15 protein-coding genes are annotated in these 20757 nt (G+C 36.2%); 1 reads left to right on the plus strand and 14 read right to left on the minus strand.

What is annotated here, in order from left to right; genetic code table 11:
• The 12 genes from DLJ74_RS05055 to DLJ74_RS05110 all read right to left on the minus strand — a co-directional run bounded on the left by DLJ74_RS05055 (position 1) and on the right by DLJ74_RS05110 (position 14951).
• The gene (locus tag DLJ74_RS05055; protein ID WP_109983600.1) at positions 1-2790 is read right to left on the minus strand and encodes a beta-glucosidase; all 2790 of its coding nucleotides are present in this window, start codon (positions 2788-2790) and stop codon (positions 1-3) included.
• A 404-nt stretch (positions 2791-3194) separates the two neighbouring features.
• Positions 3195-4328: an MFS transporter gene (locus tag DLJ74_RS05060; RefSeq protein ID WP_109983601.1), complete on the minus strand. Its 1134-nt coding sequence runs from the start codon at positions 4326-4328 to the stop codon at positions 3195-3197.
• A gap of 180 nt (positions 4329-4508) precedes the next feature.
• A complete protein-coding gene (locus DLJ74_RS05065; protein ID WP_109983602.1) occupies positions 4509-5558 on the minus strand; it encodes a Gfo/Idh/MocA family protein in 1050 nt (349 codons plus the stop codon).
• Between the two features lie 14 nt (positions 5559-5572).
• Positions 5573-6436 (minus strand): sugar phosphate isomerase/epimerase family protein, encoded by an 864-nt coding sequence (locus DLJ74_RS05070; protein WP_109983603.1) that lies wholly within the window; start codon positions 6434-6436, stop codon positions 5573-5575.
• Positions 6437-6543: 107 nt separating this feature from the next.
• Positions 6544-7917, minus strand: a complete 1374-nt coding sequence (locus tag DLJ74_RS05075; protein WP_109983604.1) for an extracellular solute-binding protein — start codon at positions 7915-7917, stop codon at positions 6544-6546.
• 87 nt (positions 7918-8004) lie between these two features.
• Positions 8005-8811, minus strand: a complete 807-nt coding sequence (locus tag DLJ74_RS05080) for a carbohydrate ABC transporter permease (RefSeq protein WP_245902280.1) — start codon at positions 8809-8811, stop codon at positions 8005-8007.
• Between the two features lie 105 nt (positions 8812-8916).
• Positions 8917-9855 (minus strand): carbohydrate ABC transporter permease, encoded by a 939-nt coding sequence (locus DLJ74_RS05085; RefSeq protein ID WP_109983605.1) that lies wholly within the window; start codon positions 9853-9855, stop codon positions 8917-8919.
• Between the two features lie 34 nt (positions 9856-9889).
• Positions 9890-10879, minus strand: a complete 990-nt coding sequence (locus tag DLJ74_RS05090; protein ID WP_109983606.1) for a Gfo/Idh/MocA family protein — start codon at positions 10877-10879, stop codon at positions 9890-9892.
• Positions 10876-11868 carry a Gfo/Idh/MocA family protein gene (locus DLJ74_RS05095; protein ID WP_181397434.1) on the minus strand — a complete coding sequence of 331 codons (993 nt, stop codon included), beginning with the start codon at positions 11866-11868 and terminating at the stop codon, positions 10876-10878. The genes DLJ74_RS05090 and DLJ74_RS05095 overlap by 4 nt, the downstream gene beginning before the upstream one ends.
• Before the next feature lie 24 nt (positions 11869-11892).
• Entirely contained in the window at positions 11893-12858 is a 966-nt protein-coding gene (locus DLJ74_RS05100) for a Gfo/Idh/MocA family protein (protein WP_109983608.1), read from the minus strand.
• A gap of 2 nt (positions 12859-12860) precedes the next feature.
• Positions 12861-13697, minus strand: coding sequence for a sugar phosphate isomerase/epimerase family protein (locus tag DLJ74_RS05105; RefSeq protein WP_109983609.1), 837 nt, complete (start codon positions 13695-13697; stop codon positions 12861-12863).
• An 18-nt stretch (positions 13698-13715) separates the two neighbouring features.
• Positions 13716-14951: an ROK family transcriptional regulator gene (locus tag DLJ74_RS05110; protein WP_109983610.1), complete on the minus strand. Its 1236-nt coding sequence runs from the start codon at positions 14949-14951 to the stop codon at positions 13716-13718.
• Positions 14952-15289: 338 nt separating this feature from the next.
• On the opposite strand from DLJ74_RS05110, the gene DLJ74_RS05115 reads away from it, so the two are divergent.
• A complete protein-coding gene (locus DLJ74_RS05115; protein WP_109983611.1) occupies positions 15290-16081 on the plus strand; it encodes an alpha/beta fold hydrolase in 792 nt (263 codons plus the stop codon).
• Between the two features lie 103 nt (positions 16082-16184).
• Here DLJ74_RS05115 and DLJ74_RS05120 read toward each other — a convergent pair whose 3' ends face one another.
• Together DLJ74_RS05120 and DLJ74_RS05125 are read right to left on the minus strand one after the other, a co-directional pair.
• Positions 16185-17339: a Gfo/Idh/MocA family protein gene (locus DLJ74_RS05120; protein WP_109983612.1), complete on the minus strand. Its 1155-nt coding sequence runs from the start codon at positions 17337-17339 to the stop codon at positions 16185-16187.
• Between the two features lie 23 nt (positions 17340-17362).
• On the minus strand, positions 17363-20755 hold the full coding sequence (locus DLJ74_RS05125) for a glycoside hydrolase family 2 TIM barrel-domain containing protein (protein ID WP_109983613.1): 3393 nt from the start codon (positions 20753-20755) through the stop codon (positions 17363-17365).
• Between the last annotated feature and the right edge of the window lie 2 nt (positions 20756-20757).

Raw genomic sequence — 20757 nt, forward strand, 5'->3', positions numbered from 1 at the left:
TCAGCCTCTCTTCCATTGAATAGATTGTAATTTTAATTTTTCTATCCATAGATAAATGTCCTTCTTATCTTGCCATGGTTTCAATACACAATTGACATCGTTCCATGTCTTCGTATCGATTTCTTTCGAACATAGAGGCTCTAGCATTTTCTCGTTATCATATATTTTTAATACACCACTACCTTTAGCGCGGATTGTTATCTGATTGTTATCGCTCGCTTCCACATTTCTGAACATGATCCACCCCTCGTTATCCGTTGTTACACAAGGTTTCTCCTCTTCGCCTTTTGTTAAATAAACGTTGTCGTATGCATCATAATTCTCGGTAGGAGTGAGGCCATCAAGCGATCTTCCCGTTATTTCCTCGCCTTTCATAGGGTATAGATCAGATCTAATAAAAAGCTCTTCACTGGATGAACCTACTAAAAATTGAACAAAGCCTTTTTCAAGTATGTATTGTTCTTTCCTAACATCAAAGACATGTAATTGATCCGAATGTATCGATATCGTCATACTTTTTTCTTCTTTGGGTAAAAGAACTACTTTTTCAAATCCAACGAGTAATTTATTTGGTCTTTCGTAATAGGTTTCCGTAAAACGGACATATATTTGCACAACCTCTTTAACTGGTATATTACTTTCATTCCTAATTGTAAAGGATAGTTTTATAGGTTGATCATTTGATATGATGGCTGGTTCAGTCTGGAGATTATGATAAGAAACTTCAGCATAGTGTAAGCCATGGCCAAACGGAAATAATACATTGTCTTCCGCATACTGATACGTACTTTTCCCTTTTCGAATATCATAATTCAAAATGGATGGAAGCAGATCATTATTCTTGTACCAGGTCATGCTCAGCTTTCCTGATGGATTATTTTCACCGAAAAGTGTAGCTGCTAAGCTGTTTCCTAATTCCTGAGAGCCATGCGAACTATAGATAATGGCAGGTATATGCTCTTTTTCCCAATTTAAAGCATAAGGATAACTACTAATCACGACAAGAATCATGTTAGGGTTTGCTTGATAAACTGCACGAATCAATTCCTGTTGATAATCTGCTAAATTAATATTTTTCCGATCTTCTGTTTCTTTGCCATTTATCATTGGATGATTTCCTACACAGACAACTGCAACCTCACTATTTTTTGCCATCTCTACAGCCTGATCAATACCATTCTCAATAACGATACGCTCAAATTGCGAGGGATCTTGCTCAGAAGTATTGACACGACCTTCTTTATCAATGGATATATTTTCTCCATTCCAGCTTTCTAATTGGTAGTATGCATTCGTCTTAAGATTAACTTTTACTTTTTCTCGGTTAAACCAATCAAAAACCTCTTCTTTTGTAGCTATAAAGGAATCAGCAGACTCGTGCAGTGTTAAATATTTACCTGTTACTGGACTCTTAAATAAATGCCAATTTCCACCCCAATCTTCATCTACTATCATCGCTTTTTTCGGTTCATTTTTTCCTAATGCCATCCATTCTTTCTTTTCATTAATTGTTAACGTTTTTCCACCTTTTGTTCGCCATATAACCCGGTCAAACCCATCACAAAAAGAAATTTTGGTATCTGGCAAGTAGTTTTGAATTCCTGCTAGTGGTGTAATGGTATAAGGAGGATAGCCAGTATACCAATCTCGATAAATATGATTTGCGGTTGGACCAATGATAGCTATATCTTTAATCTCTTTTGATAGTGGTAGTAATGATTGGTTATTTGTCAAAAGAACAATGGATTCATCTGTTGCCTCTCTAACCAGCTTCTGATGTTCCACACTACACATTTTGTCTAGATCAACACTGCTGTAAGGGTTTTTGTGATTGTTTTCATCAAAGTGGCCTAAACGAAAACGAACTTTTAATATACGATTTACAGCTCTGTCGATATCTTCAGGTTGAATAAGCTGCTTGTCTAGTGCTCTTTTCGCAGCATCCTCGACCACTTTTTTGCGATCAACAAAACAATCGATTCCTTTTTTTAGTGCATCGGCAAGAGCTTCCTCATAGGTAGGATAATATTTATATTCTTCGACATTTAATGTTAGTGCTCCACCATCACTGACGATAAATCCATCCATGCCCCATTCCTTTCGAACGATTTCCTCGATTTCATTTATTTGCATGCATGGGATACCATTGACACCATTATAAGCTGTCATCATTGATAATGCCTTACCTTCTTTAAAGGCAGGTTCAAATGCTTTTAAGTAATATTCTCTTCGGTTTCTTAGATCAATGCTATTAGAGGTGGATTCTCTTCCGACCTCATTATTATTGCCATAAAAATGCTTAGGAGCTGCAACAAGCTTGACATAGAAAGGATCTTCACCTTGCATCCCTTTAATCAATTCTTTTGAAAGCTCTCCGGTTAAATGAGGATCCTCACCATAAGCTTCCTCTGTTCTTCCCCATCTAGGGTCTCTTTCCATGTCTATCGTTGGTGCCCACAAGGTTAATCCTGTCTTCTCATTCTTTAATTGATAAAAAATTCTTGCCTCATCCCCGATCATACTTCCAACCTGATACAGAAGTTGTTTATTCCAGGTTTGGGACAATCCGATTGGCTGCGGAAAAACACTAGTTTTACTACCTTCCCTATCTACTACTCCGTGCGCTGCTTCCCCTCCAACCGCATATTCTTTTATGCCTAACCTTGGTACAGCACTTTGCGAGGTGCTTAAAAGGGTAATTTTTTCATCTAAAGTCAACGCTTCCATTAAAGTTTTTAATCTTTGTTCAAGTGAATATTTAGTCGATTGAATAATAGCTAAACGATTCATTTAAAACCCTCCTTGAAGAAACCGGTTTCTTTTTTTTACAAAAAAATAGTGCATTTTTAAAAAAAGTTCCTACGATGTCTGATGGCATGTTTCATTTATTAAGCAATATGGTTAAAAGGGATTACCTCATACTTAAAATGCTCCTATAAATTTATTTTATATATCATTATATTAGAAAACCTTAGTATGAAAAACCAATAAAATTAGACATAAAAACATTAAATTATAGTGATTCTTTATGAATTTCCAATTAAATACAGTTCCTTATTATATTACTTTCTTTTATGTTTTCGTCAAAAGAATATATTCTCTATTATTTATCATCAATAAACCTTACCTCTTTAATCAAGTGATTCATATTGATAAACTCTTAGCTAGAGGAGACGTACATTGAATGACGCTTGTCAGTCTTCCTGCTTCGTCTTCCGTTTTATCCATAATAGGAAAATAGAGGTAAAGGAAACTGCTGTCGCTAACTGATACATCTGATTTATTTCGATAAAACGTAATAACCACCCAGCTATTAAATTCCCTATTATTCCGGCTAAACCGAGTGCCACTGCCCAATAAATTGTTTGACCAGTTGCTCGGTATTTAATAGGTGTCAGCTCATCAACATAAGCGACAGCAACAAAATAATGAATGCTATATGATAGACTTAGTAAGATTTGTGACCATACTAATGTATCTAGATTGTCGCTTATACCTAGTACAAGCCAACGTAGGCCATAAAAAAAAGCTACTGATGTTAACAATATAGGAAAAGTAAAAACACTCATTAGTTTTTTTGACATAGAGAAAAATGGGACTTCTAAAATGGATTTAATTAAGAGAGCGATACCAACTAAACTAATCGATGCACCTAAATCCTGTAAGTATACGGCATAAAAGGAGTTATTTGCATGAACTGGCAAGTGTAAAAAAAAGCTGAAGATTAGAAATAGAGAAAATGCTGGATTATAAAATAAACGAATAACCTTCTTTAAATGAAACTGCTTTTTTTTAGCTGTCTGAACCGGTAATTGAAGTGCAAGGATTAGAGCAAAAACAATTAAACTACTATGTAAAACAAACATAATATCTAAACCAAAAATGTCTAGCAATCTTCCAATCGCCACCACCCCTACTGCGTATCCTATGGATCCCCACAGACGAATCTTTCCAAAATCTTTTCTACTTCCAATTATTGATATTGCTGTCACATCTGCAATCGGCGGAATAGCACTATGAAAAAAGAAATAAATAATATTTAAAATGAGTAAATGTTCAAAATTTATAGTAATAGGAAACCACAAGGCAGTTGTTGCTGCACCTAAAATCATAATCAATAATGTTATTTTAGGGGAATTAAGATAATCGGTTAACATGCCCCATAACGGTTGTGCAACGACCATTACCATCGGGCCAACCGCAAATAATACACTAATTTCCACAGAGTTTAATCCGAAATCGACGTAGAATAAATTTAAAAATTGAAATGCACCAGTACCAAGAGAAAAACAAAAGTAAAATAACTTTAAAAATCGATACTTGTTCATCGTTAAATTATCCTTCCTTATAAGAAAATTGCTAACCTTAGGTGAGTCACTTTTTCTACTTTATGAGAAATGTCCATATATTGTAGAATACTGAAGCTATCCAATGATAAGCATTTATTAACAAAAAAATTAAATAAGACCTTGTACCAAACAAATGATACAAGGTTTTTTTAATCTAATTTAAAACTGGACTTCGATTCCTTTTTCACTCGATTCATAAATACCACAAAGTATCTTCATTATTTCAACACCATCTTCCACAGGGCTAAAAGTTTGTGTTTCACCTTTTACACTTGCAATAAAATGATCAATTTCATTTTGAAAGGCCTGCACAAAGTCAAAGGATTTATTGTCTATTTGTGGAGCGGCATTTAAAATAGTATTATATCTCTCTGTAATTACATGTAGTTCTGGCTCTAGTTCGATTCCTCCGTTTTCTCCATAGAGATTTACAGTAATCATATCTTCTTTGGCGTGAAGAGTAAAACTAACATCTACCATTAGAGATGCTCCATTTTCAAAACGAATAATAGCATTTGCTAAATCTTCAACAGTATTTTTACTTGGATCATAATCTGCCGCTTGATAAAATGATAAATTTTCAACATTTGAGCGGTTACCAAGCTTACTATATGTATTTCCACTAACTGACTTCACTTTTGGCTTACCCATTAAGTACCAACATATATCAATAACATGTACACCTAAGTCTATTAGTGGGCCGCCTCCTGAACGTTCTTTATCAGCAAACCAACCACCTGGATTTCCCAATCTTCGTAAACATGAAGCTTTTGCATAATAAATTTCACCTAAATCCCCGCCATCGACAAATTTTTTAACAATTTTGGTGTTTGTCGCATATCTGCGCACAAAGCCTACTTGTAAAATTTTACCGCTACTTTTAACGGCCTCCTCCACTTTCAATGCTTCTTCTACTGTTTTACAGAGAGGCTTTTCTACTAGAACGTGCTTCCCTGATTGTAAGGAAGCAATAGCTATTTCAGCATGTGTATTGTTCCATGTACATATGCTTACTGCTTCAATATCTTTATTTGCTAGCAATTGAAGATAATCTGTGTATACATGTGTTGCTTGATACTTATTTGCTTTTTCATTGGCCCTTTTTTTATTCAGATCACAAATTGCAAAAATCTCCACTTCTGGATGATGATGATATGACTCTAAGTGACTTTCAGAGATTGATCCAGCTCCAATGATACCTATTTTCATGTTAAAATCCTCCTTTATATTTCGTTCCACATTCTTCGAAGATTGTCTAGGCTAAGCTTTGATGCCCGCCTGCTATCCTCCATACCTTCAAACTCGACAGATAGATATCCGTCATATCCATTATCTTTTATTACTCTTAGAACTTCTCTCATCGGAATGTCACCATGACCCACTATGGCACCGCGTAGATAATCTCCAGAAATAGTCTCTAGCCACCCTTCTCCTGGATATAGATGGGCAGGACGATGATAAAAATCTTTTATATGCACCATTGAGGCATAACGTATATTTTTCTTAACAGCTGTAACAGGATTTTCATCGGCACACAAGAAATTACCAACATCTAAAGTCGTTTTAAAATTCGCACGGTTTACATGGTGAAGAACAGTTTGAACTCGATCACTAGCTTGCACATAATAACCATGATTTTCAATACTTGTAGTTATGCCGTATTGGCTTGCATAATTAGCAATTTCTTGACAAGCCTCCACAAGCATTGGTAAATCTGCTTCGAAATTTGCAATGGATGTTTCGGGAATCGGTCTCCAAGCAATATCATGACGCATCAGTTTAACACCTAGTTGATGTGCAATATCTACCTCTTTTTTCACACGGTTCATTTCTGCTTGATAACTTTCTTTATTAGGTTGTAGAAAATTCGCACCAATCGCATAATTGGATATATCTAGACCAAGTTCTTTTGCCTTATTGCGGACCTTCTCTATTTGAGTTTGATCTTCTAATGTAAAACCCAAATTAGGTACTAATTCAACATGTTCTCCCCCTTGTTCTGCGATCCATTCCATTACATCAAGAATAGTCATTTCGCCAGATTTCAAAGTAGCAAACAAGCTATATGAGCTTAACCCTATTTTCATGCCTATAAATCTCCTTTAATTTGAATTTCAGCTTACTAGTTGCGTCATTTTCCTCTATTAGGTGAGCGTAGGGGAACAAAAACATCCTCTACACTCACCAGCTTCTATTATTGATTAGCGGACCATTTTTCAGCTCTATCTTGAAGATCGTCTAAATAGCTTTGAATATCAGGAGCATCCCCATTGTGCGCTTGGCTAATAAAACCATTTACAGCAGGGGCAATCTCACTTCCAAAGAATGGGTTAGCCTCATCCATTAAGGTCGAATTGGTCACACTAGCGATTTCAGCTGCAGTTTTCATATACTTATCCTGATCTGAAACAAAGTCTGCATCTACTAGAGTTGGAGTATACGTGTATTCTTGATAATTATGCTTTTGGGCTTCATAACCTGTTAAAAACTTTAATACTTCCCAGGAAGCATCCACATTTTGCGTGTCTTTCGCCATAACGAATGGATCGACGGCAACCCAGCCCTCACCTTCAGGCCCTAAGTTAAGAACTGATTCAAAACGCTCTAATAACTCTTCATTATCAGATGCTCTCACTTCTGCCATTGTACTTGCGCCAGTTGCATCCAGATGGATCGCAATATTATTGTTTTCTAAACCAAAGCTTTCATTTCCTAATGCATTTAAAAAGTCGGAGGGTGGTAACTGAGCAGCTTTTTCTAGCCATTCAAAGACTTTTACCATTTCAGGAGAATTTAAGCTCCAATCTATATTTTTAGGATCATCTAACGTTCCTTCTCCCCCAGTCGCACCATAAGCATGTGTTAGAGCAACAAAGGTAGAGAGATTTAAAGACTTACCATCCAACCATAATCCATAATTTTGTTCGCCTGTCTCAGGATTTTCGCCAGTCATTTGCTTAGCCTTTTCTAGAATTTCTTCAGGAGTTGGATTTTCTGATAAATACTCTACTCCCCATTGGTCAAATAATTGTTTATCATAGATGGTAACCCGTCGTCCCAAAACAGCAGGAATTCCAAAATGAGCAGACTTATCTGGAGACTTAGTACTGTACGAGTTCTCCCATACTCCTTTTAAATATATACTCGGATCAAAATTGGTGTCGTCTTCGATTAAGTCATCTAATTCTCGTAGTAATCCTTGTTGATACCATTGAGTAGCAAAAGCTCCTCCGGTATACAATATATCGACATCACCTGATTGTAACATTGCCGTTTGTTTTGATTGCGCATTTTCCCAGGGAACCTGTGTTAATTCTATCTTAATATTCGGGAATCTAGGTTGAAACTCTTCTTCAATAAAAGTTTGCATGCCTTTGTTCTCTATACCTGTTATTGGATCAATTCCATCTTCTAGCTGAAAACCTGCCAACGCCACCCTAACAGTACCTTCAATCTCAGAGACAACTTCAATATCACTGTTTTGACTATCAGAACTTGAACTATCTGAACATGCAACAAGTAACGGAATAAATAGAATAACCAACCAACAAACTAATTTACTTCTCATTACTAGCTCCCCTTTTTATTAAGTTTTTTCTTCGTTCGAACCAGCCTAACCATTTATAGAAGTAATCCCCTCCTTCTCTTACAATTTTTATTGTTTGATTCCCGATAAAGCAATACTTTCCACGATGTATCTTTGCAGGAATAAATAAGTAATAATAACTGGGAGTAAGCTTACTGTTGTTGCAGCCATAATGACTGATGGTAAAGGAAGAGTTTTATTATACGAAAACATGGCTAACCCGAGTTGAATGGTAAATTTATCTGGAGTTTGCAACGCCAATAGTGGCCACAGCAAATCATTCCAAACCGCCAAGAATTGTAAAATTGTCATCGTTGCTAGAATTGGAACACATAAAGGTAAGTAGACTTTAACAAATACTTGAAATTCATTTGCACCATCGATAATCGCCGCTTCTCTTAAAGTACTTGGAAGCTGATCTATAAAAGATTTTGCTAAAAATGTACCAAATGCAAAATTTAACGCCGGTAAATAAAATGCCCAATAACTATCAAGCAATTCTAACCAGTCAAATAATAAATACTGTGGTATCATGGTCATTTCAAATGGAATCATCATTGTACTTAATGCCAGAACCAATACAATTGTAGCGCCTTTAAATTTTAATTTTGAAATGGCATAGCCAGACAACAGTGCAGATCCTAAGCTTACGACAATTACTCCTACTGAAACGATTAATGAATTTAAAATGTATTTGAACATTGGGATATTTGTAAAGGCTAATTTGTAAGTTTTTAAAGAAAACTCTTCAGGCCAAAAACGTGGTGGGAAAGGTATATTCAACCTTGCTTGCCAATCAAAGCTAGTAAGAACCATCCACAAAAACGGGATGATCATAATGAGTGAGCCTATTGATAAAACTACCATTAATAAGATGTTTCCAAAAAGTCTCTGTTTTTTAGCAGAACGTCCAAAACTCTTGTTAGAATACGACTCCTTTAAATGACTAACACTCGAAGGTTCCAATTATTACACACTCCTTCAATCCAAATTACTATTTTTATTGGCAAATAGTAAAGCAATGGTTAGTACTAATATGATCATAAATAAAATATAGGAAGCGGCAGTTGCTATACCCATTTGTGAGGATAAAAATGCATTTCGATAGATATATAATACAGCTGTCATCAAAGAACCTGCAGGATTACCAGCAGTTCCCCCAATCAACCAAACGTCTGTAAACCTTTTCATTGCAGTTATCGCACCCATAATGACCATAAACAAGATAATTGGCCTTAAGTATGGAACAGTGATATAAAACCATTTTTTGAACCAATTAGCTCCATCCACTTCTGCAGCTTCATATAAATCTCTAGGAACACTAGAAAGTGCTGCAATAAAAATAATAGTGTTATAGCCTAACATTCCCCATAAAGTCATTAGAACAATACTAAACTTTGAAAAAGTCGGATTAGTAAACCATCCAATTGGATCTATACCAATTAGTCCAATTGCATAATTTAAAAGCCCTTCTTTCCCAGGACTAAAAAGAAAAGTAAATAAAATACTAGCAGCAACCAAAGACACCACATTCGGTAAGAAATAGACTCCTTTAAAAAAATTTTTCCATTTTAGCCATGGAACATTATGAATTAATGTTGCTAATATAAAAGAAAGGGAGACACCTAAAATAACGGATAGAATACCCATATAAAGAGTATTGAAAATTGATTTCCAAAACATCGAATCTGTTAATACATATTGATAATTCTTTAATCCTACCCATTCACCAGTTAAGGAATTTGCAGTTTGTTGGAAACTCATCACTAATGCAGCAATCATAGGGTATATTGCAAAACCAAATATACCAATTAACAGTGGTGTGGAGAACAACAATCCCGCCCAGTCTCGAGAACTTAATAATTTCTTTTTTGAGCGAGTAATTGACTTGCTATCTGCCATTTCAGATCCCATTGCCATTTTGACGCACCCCCGTCTCAAGTCCTAGCTATTTTTACAAATCGATTCTGTCCAATTCTACTAGTTTCTTATTGTTTGATGATTGATATGCGGCTTTCACAACTTCTAACGCTCTAAACCCATCTTCACCAGTAATGGAAGGTTCTCTACCTTCTTTCACACAAGAAATGAAGTCTTCTATTAATCCTTGATCCATATCCCTTCCCCATGGTAATTGTTGCACCTTGTTATCCCGATCGTTGTACCATACTAAATGCTGTTTAAAAACATCGATAGATAAATCACCTTTTGTTCCAGTAATTTCCATCGTCACATCCCCCCAAGTAGGAAACGTTTTGGGGCGAGACCAACTAGGATCAATGGAAACAATAATACCTGATTCTAATTCTGCCGATACCATGCCACAATCCTCTACATCAATATCATAAAACTTCGTATCCAATTCTGCGTATATGTTGCGAACTTCATCATTTAGCAACCACCGAGTCAAGTCCAGAAGATGTACAATATGATCAGTTGCTGCTCCGCCCCCTGATAAGGATTTATTGATAAACCAACCACCTGGCATTTGGCCATGATTGGTTCCATTAATCGCAACTATCTTACCAATTTGTCCTGATTCAATGATCTTTTTCACCTGTTGCATTACTGGCGAAAATCGAACTGGATAAGCAATCTGTAGTACAACATTCTCTTGATGACAAGCATCAATCATTGCTTTTGCATCAAGCAAATCCGTAGCGATTGGCTTTTCACATAAAATATGCTTTTTTGCTTTTGCAGCAGCAATCACATGTTCTTTGTGCTTAGCATTTTCCGAGCATACTACTACAGCCTCTATATTAGTAGCTAGGAATTCTTCTAGCACTGTATAACAATGACAATAATATTTTTCTGCCATTTCAACTGCTCTTTTGGCATCTTCATCCCAAATCGCAACTAATTCAACTTCTGGGTGTTCCATTAAATAATGAGCATAAGCAGATGCGTGTAGATGAGCAAAACTAATGATTCCAACTTTCATTCCTGCACCTCCTCTTCAGCAAGATACACTGGCACTCCATTACGAGCAGAAAATATCGTAGCCTGTGCTAATTCAACTGCTTTCACTGCTTCTTCAATGGAAATGATTGGGGAGGCTCCATTGACGATACAATCTTTAAAATGACTTAATTGTTTATAGATGGCGGATTCGGTAACTAATTCTTTCGGCAAATAATCGGAAGATTGATTTGGTTGCTTTGTAGCTATTTGAATTGGCTCTTTACTGTCACTGTTGCCCACAAGCAAACCTTCCTTGCCTGCAATCTCAAAGGAAGACTTCAAACTACTTTCTCCCCAAGAAAGCTCCAAGTGAACAATCACTCCATTTTTCATCCTTAAAATAATTAAAGCATAGTCGAATTCTCTATCATCCTTTTGTTTGATATGTCGAGCCAATACTCTTTCCACATCTCCAAATGTCCATAGCAACCAATCCAAATCATGAATACCTAAATCTAACAATATGCCTCCACTCTTGTCATTGTCTCTAAACCAACGACCTGGAAAAGAAGTCTTCCTTGATAACCGGACCACCCCTACTTCCCCTACCACACCTTGCTTAATCTGTTGACGGAGAAAAGCATATTCTGGATCAAATCGTAGTGTATGACCAACCAAAATTTGAATATCCTTCTCTTTGCTAAGCTGCAGGATTGCTTTTGCTTCGTCTTCATTTAGGCAGAGTGGTTTTTCACAAACAATGGATACCTTTTCATCTGTTCCTATCACCTCTTTCATAGCTTCATAATGTAAAAAGGTTGGTAAACAAATATCAACAATTTCTACTTTCTGATCCTCCAATAAACTTCGGATATCGAGATAAGATGTTGTGTTATACGTTTCCGCTAACCGCTTTAATTTATCTAGATCTCTACCAACAATTCCCACTACGTCGATATTACTTATCTGTAACCAATTCTCTAGGTGCCGCTGCCCCATTTTCCCCACACCAATTATTGCAACTTTCACCATTTTGCCACCTTCTTTCTTACATTAAGTCAATGGAATAGGTTTACCTAATTCTTGAGATTTGTTTGCAGCTAATGTGACTTCCAGTGTATTTAAACCGCTTTCATAATTAGATAAAATAACAGCTCGATTTCCAGTTAAAACAGCTTCAATAAACGCCTTATCCTGCTCTTCATAGAAATCCACTTTCGAAGGGTATGTGATCGTTGAGTCTTTTTCTACTATCGTTAAATTTACCCCATCTATTACAACGCGAAAATCCTTTCCTAATAATTCGACGCCCATTCGATGATCTGTTTGAGTAAATGAACAATCTAAATGGCCCACAGCCCCAGAATTTAATGTAAAATTAACAGATGTGGCATCTGGAATATCAATATTTTCTATATCCTTGAGAACTTGTAGATTCATATTGGCGTAGACTTGATTTATTTCTCCTCCAAGATACCGAATGAGATCCATCGTATGAGTAGCTTGCTCTACTAATTGCCCACCAGACTTATTCATTTCCCGATACCATGGGGTGGGTACAAAGGAAGTAATATAATGTCCTCGAATCATCGCTATTTGTTTATCTTTCAAATATTCTTTTGCTTTTTTTACTGTATCTAAATAACGAAGACAGTAGCCAGAAGCACAGATAATACCAGATTCTTGAATAACTTTTAGTTTGTATCTTGCTGTATCAACATCTAACCCTAAAGGTTTCTCTACCATTAAATGAATTCCTTTTTGAGCAGCCTTTTCTTCAATATCACCATGAGCAAATGGAGGAACACATAAGAACAATGCGTCTACACTTTCTTTTTCCAACATTTCCTCCGCATTCGTATATGCTTTTGCATTATATTTAGAAGCGGTTTTTTCAGCATTTTCTTTTACAATATCACAAATTGAAATGATCTCGACCCTATCATCCTTAGCTAAATTTTTTAAATGTATGGAAGCAATGCCTCCTCCACCAATAAACCCAACTTTTACTTTATCCATTTTTATGCCTCCTTTTCACTAGAATTTAATATCATTTCCATATGCCTCGCTGTATCAATTGCTAATGCTTTAGGATCAATTGTGTATGGCGTGAGCTCTGCGGTAATTGTATCCTGATAACCGATATCATTTAAAGCTTTATTCACTTTGATCCAATCTACATCACCTGCTAGTAATGGAACAAATCCTGTTATATTCCCAACGGCATTACTAAAGTCCTTCACATGGACTTTTCGTATTCGATTTCCTAACAAAGTAATCCATTGTTCAGGGAATCCAAATTGTAATACGTTTCCAACATCGAAATAAACACCCACATAAGCTGAACCTAATTCATCCACATAATTAGCCATTTCTAGAGGAGATAACAAAAATTTGTTCCAGACATTTTCAATTCCAATATGTATTTGATACTTCTCTGCAAATGGCATAACTTTTTTTAATTCCTGTTGGCTTCGATGGTAACAGTCTGAATAAGCTACTTCCTTTGTCACTACTCCTGGTACTACAAGTACTGTATCAATATCCATTTGAGCAGCAAACTCAATTTGCTTTTCTATCACCTTCCTCGCTTGTTGACGCACTGATTCATCAGGATCTGAGAGAGGTGATTCCCAAAACAACCCCGTCGATAAGCTTCTTAATTGCAAGTCATACGAATCTGCTAATTGTTTAATTTGCTTAATATCATCGGATGTTGAATCCATTGTTAATCCTACACCACCAGATGGATTCACATTCAGCTCCACAGCATCAAATCCAGCTTCTTTACTATAGCTAAATACTTTTTCTAGTGGCGTGCCTTCAGGATAACACCATTGATTAATACCTTTTAGCATAATACCCCTCCTATTTGTTTACGTACTTCTATTAAGTCTTATTTCATCATGGGTTAATTTAAATTGAAATTTATCTTGTAATAACACGGATGCAGCTCCTATCATTTCAAATTCTTCTCCTAGTGAAGCGATTTTTATATTTACATCTTTATATAGTGTTTTTAGCGATCGATCTTCAACCAAATGACTAAGTCTGTTAAATAATAATTTGTTATTATTCGTTATCTCACCTCCCAAAATAATGATATCTGGGTTAAATAAATGAACGAGATTCACTAAACCCGCTGCTAAGTAAAAAGAAACTTCGTTTAGTACTTCATTTGCCAGCTCATCTCCTGCATTTATTGCTTGGGTAAAATGTTCAGGTAAAATTGATTCGTTCTTACCATTTGATAAATCCGTTAGTAATGTATTTTTTCCATTTTTTATTGCTGTAATTAACCTTTCATGAATGGATGGCCAACTAACGTAATTTTCTAAACAGCCTTTGTTTCCACACTCACAAGGCTTTCCATTAATATTAATCGTGGTATGCCCGAATTCACCCGAGCCTCCTTTAACTCCTCTTGCGAGCGAGTCATTTACAATAATGCCAGCACCAAGTCCATCCCCTATCGTAATATAAACCATATTTTTATATTCTTGGTATAGGCCAAAATTTTTCTCAGCTAATACATACGCATTTGTATCATTATCAAGCCAAGTTGGAAGCTCTAATCTATTTTCGACGATGTTCTTCAAGTACACATTATTTAATTGAAGTTTTGGATTGTGGTGAATAATTCCTTGATAAGCATCCACAATTCCCTGTGTAATTATTGAAATACCTACACAAATTCTATTATCCTTTCGTTCAGTCAAAAATCCATGCAACAACTCCAGTAAATACTCAATTAAATGTTCATTCGTATACCCATTCGTTAAATAAACATTTTTTTGGTTTATCTTTGCCTCCAAGTTCATATCTGCAATGGTAATTTTGGAATATGATATTGATACTCCAATTAAATAATGATTATCTGGAGAAAACTGAAGTAAAATTGGTTTTCTACCACCACTTGATAATCCAGTTCCATTTTCATTGACCAATCTTTCCCTTATCAGATCTTGGACTGCAGATGTTACGGTGGTTGGGCTAAGTTCATTTTTTTTAGCGATCTCACTTCTCGAAATTGGTCCATATCTACGAATAGTGTCTAATACAATGGATCGGTTTAATTCTTGAATTAATTTTAAATCCCCAGTTCTTTTCATCTATTCTCATTCCTGTTCTGTTGTAATAAACTTGTTTATTTCTATCTTACTTTTTCCACCGCGATTATTAAGTTGATGTAAAAAAATATTGGAATACTATATATAATGATTTTTACAGCTAACTTATTCCAATCAGCTGATTAAGTTACGGAGAATATATCACAATATTGTAAGCGTTGTCAACACAAAAAATTAAACTCATTGCTGCGTAATATTTTTTAAGCTTAATGAATAATAATTCCTTAAGATTTTTATTATAGCAATTGATAAGAAATGATGAAAAGATACAATTGATAAAATAAGTAGAGGATAACATTATTGTGAAGGGATGAAAAAAAGTGAATATTGTTCAATCCAAAGATGGTACGCAAATAGCTTATGATGTGCTAGGTAAAGGGCCAGTTCTTATTTTTATTACAGGGGCCACATGTTTTCGTTCATTTGAACCTGTAATACATGATGCATCAACCTTTGCGCAACAATTTACTGTTTACAATTACGATAGACGTGGACGTGGGGACAGTTCCAACACTCTACCTTATTCGATAGAAAAAGAAATAGACGATTTGGAAGCATTAATTGATGAAGCCGGAGGAGACGTACATTTATATGGACACTCATCTGGAGCGATTATTGCACTTGAGGCAGCTATCAGGTTGGATAATAAAATCAATAAGGTAGTTCTATATGATCCTCCTTATGTCGAAGATGAAGCAGCCAAAAAAGAATTTAACCAATTAAAAGAACAACTAAATGAACTACTTGAGCAAAAAAAATATGCTGAGGCACTTGCCTTTTTCTTAGAGGGTATTGGTATTCCAAGAGAAGTAATTGACGGAATGTTTCGCCAATCACCTCAATGGAATAGCATGCTGAAAATTGCCCCAACTCTTGCCTATGACACGATGTTAGCAAGTGATCTAGCCCCTTTAAAAAAAGCTTCAAAAGTCACTGTTCCAGTACAAATCATTGTTGGTAAGGAAAATCCAAAGAACATGCAAGAGGTTGCTAAACAATTGAGTGAAGCAATCCCAAATGCCAAACTTATTGAATTAGAGGGGCAAAATCATATGCCAGATCCTAAATTGGTGCTGCAAATCATGTCGAGCTTCTTAAAAGCCCACAGGTAATAAGAATATTCAACTATTAATGGCGGCTGCTTATAGTCGCCATTTCTATTGTCAGTTTCGATATGGAATCGCTATTTAGCTATATCTTTCATCTATCCTCTCATCATTCCTTATTACCTCCAGAAGTAATTCTGTTATCAGTAAAATTTTCAACTGCTTTCTTTTTTTCATAAAAATGATGCGCATTCTGTAGAATTCCTTCTCTTGTATAAAAAAGACTTTCTTCATTTAGTGGTAGCTTGACCGTTTTTCCCAATTGGGCAGATTCATAGATGGCCGTGATCAATTCAAGTGTATTTCTTCCTTGCTTACCATCGATTAATACTTCCGCTTCCCCGAGAATTGCTGATAAAATATTATCAATTTGCCCCAGATGACCCTCAAATGCTAAATCAGATAATTGGTCATAGGTTCGTTGTATTTGTTCATTTAAATCATTATCATCTTCTGGAAAACCATTTTCTCTTGATTTAGAAGCTACTACTTTCCAAGGAGCTGAAACTCTAGCATTTTTCCCTTGAAAAATAAGCTGTTGCTCCTCTCCATGATGAACGACTGAACTCGTAATTTGAGCTAAACTGCCATCCTCATATTTCGCTATTGCTATGGATATATCCTCAACTTCCGCATTATCATGAGACGTATTGCTTGTGACAGCAGTGATCTCACCAGGCATACCATTCATCCACTGGAAAATATCAATATGATGAACAGCGTGATTCAACGTACAGCCACCACCTTCTTTTTCCCAAGTGCCCCGCCACCACAAATCGTAATAGCTGTGCCCTCTCCACCAATGTGAATCTACTTGTGTATGCACAATTGGTCCCATCAGCTTCGTATCTAAAATTTGCTTTAACTTCATCATAGGTGTTGTGAAACGATTTTGTGCGACAACAGATAAAATTTTATGATTTTGTGCTGCTGCTCTATTCATTGCATCACATTCCTTTAAGGAAGAAGCCATAGGTTTTTCTACTAAAACATGCTTTCCGGCGTTTAAAAAATCTATCGCAATATCAGCATGTGTATATGGTGGGGTACAAATGGATACTAAATCAATATTTTCACTTGTTAAAAAATCTTGATAATCCTTACTTATATCAACCTTTAATTGATGTTTTATTGCTTTTTCCTCCGCTTTCTCTACATAAAAATCACATAGTGCCACAATATTACATCTGTCTTGGAATTTCAGATAGGCATGAATATGGGCATCGGAAATCGCGCCTGTACCAATAATTGCAACATTAATCATTCTTCCATCCTCCTAGTTCAGCATTATTCAAAACGGAACCATGCAAAATCAAACTTTGATCCAGGTAAAAATATAAAGCTAACCTTTTGAACTCCCGTTATTTTGTCTATGGAAAACACTTTAACCTCATAACCATCTGTTTGGTTAAATTCTACAATTTGATTTGTATCCTCTTTGTCTCCTGAAAAACGAACGTGAATCGTGTTCTTATCAATTGAGGAATTTCCACATATCATTAATTTAGTTGTACCCTTTTCCGTAAAATCAAGCTCATCGAATTCTAAGGTAACATTGTTCCCAATGCCTTCCACACCTTCCTCTGTCAATGTATAGGTATCCCCATATATACGGTCCATTTCTGTTGCGTTATTTTGTTCGAACCCGCGATTTTTCGGTTCAAAGGAAAAACCTTTGATATGAACCTTTTGTTTTAAAACAAAACAGATCGATGTGACGCCTTTTAATCTCTTCGACAGTTGATAGGTTTCCTCCTGATAAACATTCCATTTGGATTCCTTTTGATAAATAACATCCGCTACGAGCTCACTACCTTGCTCTTCTGGCATTCCTTCCCATATCTCTATTCCGTATTTCTCACTTGATAGTGCAAAAATTGGGATGGTGATCATATCTGAGCCATAAGATCCGAAGTCAATATCACGAAATCCTACATGGGTTTCCCCATCTCTACTTGTTGCAACACCACGCTCATTACCATTCCCGAGGTTTCCTTTACTATAATCATATAATCCAGCGGAGATGAATTGATACGGATTTTTATAAGCTGTTCCAAGTCCTGTTGCTTTCATCTCTAATTCAGAGATCAGCGTTGTATGATTGGTACCATTTTTACTAGTACATCGAACACGAAAATCCCCATCACCTAATGCTATTATTTTTGCTTTCTTCCCATTTGATTCAATTTTTGCAATATTGGACTCGACACCGATATCTGTCACAACACTCCATTCCACATCATGGTAGGAGGTATTGGCTGGATAAAGCTTTGCCTCGACCTCAATCTCTTTTTTATTAGAAGTAAAAAACTGACCTGCTTCACTAATAAGCTCTATCTTTCGCAATGGTATTTCTGCTAGATTTCCCATAACTGGTGGAATGTCTTTATTTTCCATTGATGCAGATATTCCCAAGACTTCTTCTTCAGAAGGTATAGCTGTAAGCTCGATGAACTTTGGATCCATCCCTTTTGAGGTAACCTTGACTTCTATTTTTCCGGGATCTAGTGTAGCGGCAAGGATAGCCATTAGCTTTCCACTAAAAAGCCTTCTGCTCTTTCCTTTATACGAGTCATAATCTGTGCTATCTCCATTATCAAGACCTACTAGCCTAGCTGCACCATTTACTTCCACTTCTACCCGATTTGTGGCATTTTCTACAGGATTACCCTTCTCATCCTTCATCCCAATTTCGATAAAGATCAAATCCGTGCCATTTGCTATTAATGTTTGTTTATCTGCCTTCCATTGTATCTGACTCGCATCACCAAATGATCTCCTAACATCTGTTGCAATTACATTCCCTTTCTCATCATAAGCAATTGCTTTGATTTCGCCTTCCTGGTAGGCAAGCTTCCACCACCCGGTAATCTCCTTAGCGTATTTATGATCGATTTCAAAGATACCTATTCGCTTACCATTGTGTTGTAATTCGACTCTTGGCGCATTAGAACATACTCTTATATCGATGATCTGACCAGGATTAAAATCCCAATACGGAAATAGATGAACCATTGGATGCTTTTTATAATCGCTCCAAGCCGCTTGGTAAATATAATAAGAATCCTTTGGAAAGGTTGCTGTATCGATTTGTCCTAAATAAGCATTCTTCGTATGGTAAGGAGTTGGTTCTCCAATATAGTCAAAACCTGTCCAAATAAACGTACCAAGTGAAAATGGTGCATCTCGGTCTGCGATAATACATGCCTCCGATGATTTAGCACCCCAGCTCGTGGAGCTATTACCAAGGGCAGAGCATTGCTGATCATCATCTGCTAGAATCGATTTCTCAAAGGGAAAATGGTAAATCCCTCTACTCTGAACTGTTGATGCTGTTTCACTTCCATATATAATCCAATCAGGATGCTCCTGATGATGCTCATGATAATATTTTTCTGCATAGTTATAGCCTGCTAGCTTGACAATATCGGCACATTTTTGGGCATTCTCCCAAGGCATATAATTGGAACCAATCGTTACTTTAGCATTTTCCTTCGGATCAAATTTTTGAACATATTCTGTTAGCATTCTAGTAATCTCTTGTCCTCTTGCATTTGCGTGGGTATCATAAATCTCATTTCCAATACTCCACATCAATAAGCTAGGATGGTTTCGATCTCTTCTCACCCAGCTTTTTACGTCTTGAAATGCCCATTTCTTAAAGTATCTAGCGTAGTCATAAGGAGTTTTCGATCTTTCCCACATATCAAAGGCTTCACTTATAACAAGAAAACCCATTTCATCAGCTAGGTGCATGAGCTCCTTCGCTGGCATATTATGTGCGGTCCTTATAGCATTAACACCCATTTCCTTTAGGAGTTTAAGCCTTCTTCTGAGGGCCGTTTCATTAAAGGAAGCACCTAATGCCCCTAAATCATGATGCTCACATACCCCATTCAGTTTCATCTTCACCCCATTCAGAATAAAGCCTTTATTTGGGTCTAACACAATATTTCGAAAGCCAATGGAATGCGAAATTGTCTCCACATTTGATTGATTAATTTTTAAAGTAGTAACTAATCGATAGAGATTTGGATTACCCATACTCCACAAATAAGGATGTTGGATTTCTAGACATTGTACGTTCCGATCGCTCTCAGTCTGTTCGGAAGTCGAGGCAATCTCTTTTCCCTGATAATAAAGCGTATGAGTAAGCTCTGCAGTCTGAACAAGGGAAAGCTCTGTCTCGATTTCAACATGCCATTCGTTTTCGCTTGATGTTGTTGTAATATATACACCATCTGTTGGAATATGATTTTTGTCTCTCTTTTTCAACCAAACATTACGATAAATCCCAGCGCCAGAATACCAACGACTATTTGGGCTTTGATGAACGACTTTTACGAGGAGTTCGTTTTCACCCTCTACTAAAGCATCTGTAATATGATGTTCAAACGCGGAATAACCATATTTCCATTCACCGATAAATTGTTGATTGACATACAGAGTAGAATCCATATAGACCCCATCAAAGTAGAGTAGAATATCTTGATTATTTTTTTCATAAAAAAATTTTTTACGGTACCACCCAATACTATTCTCGTATAGATTCATGGAATCATATATAAGCCAATCATGTGGTATATCTACTGGCTTAAAATCTAGCTTTTTAGCATCTGATACATTTAAGCTACTTTTTGCAAAGGTCCAACCATCATTAAAGAGCATCTGAGTATTCATAT

Origin of the sequence: Gracilibacillus dipsosauri (assembly GCF_003176895.1) — a bacterium.
GTDB classification, from domain to species: Bacteria; Bacillota; Bacilli; order Bacillales; family Amphibacillaceae; genus Gracilibacillus; species Gracilibacillus dipsosauri.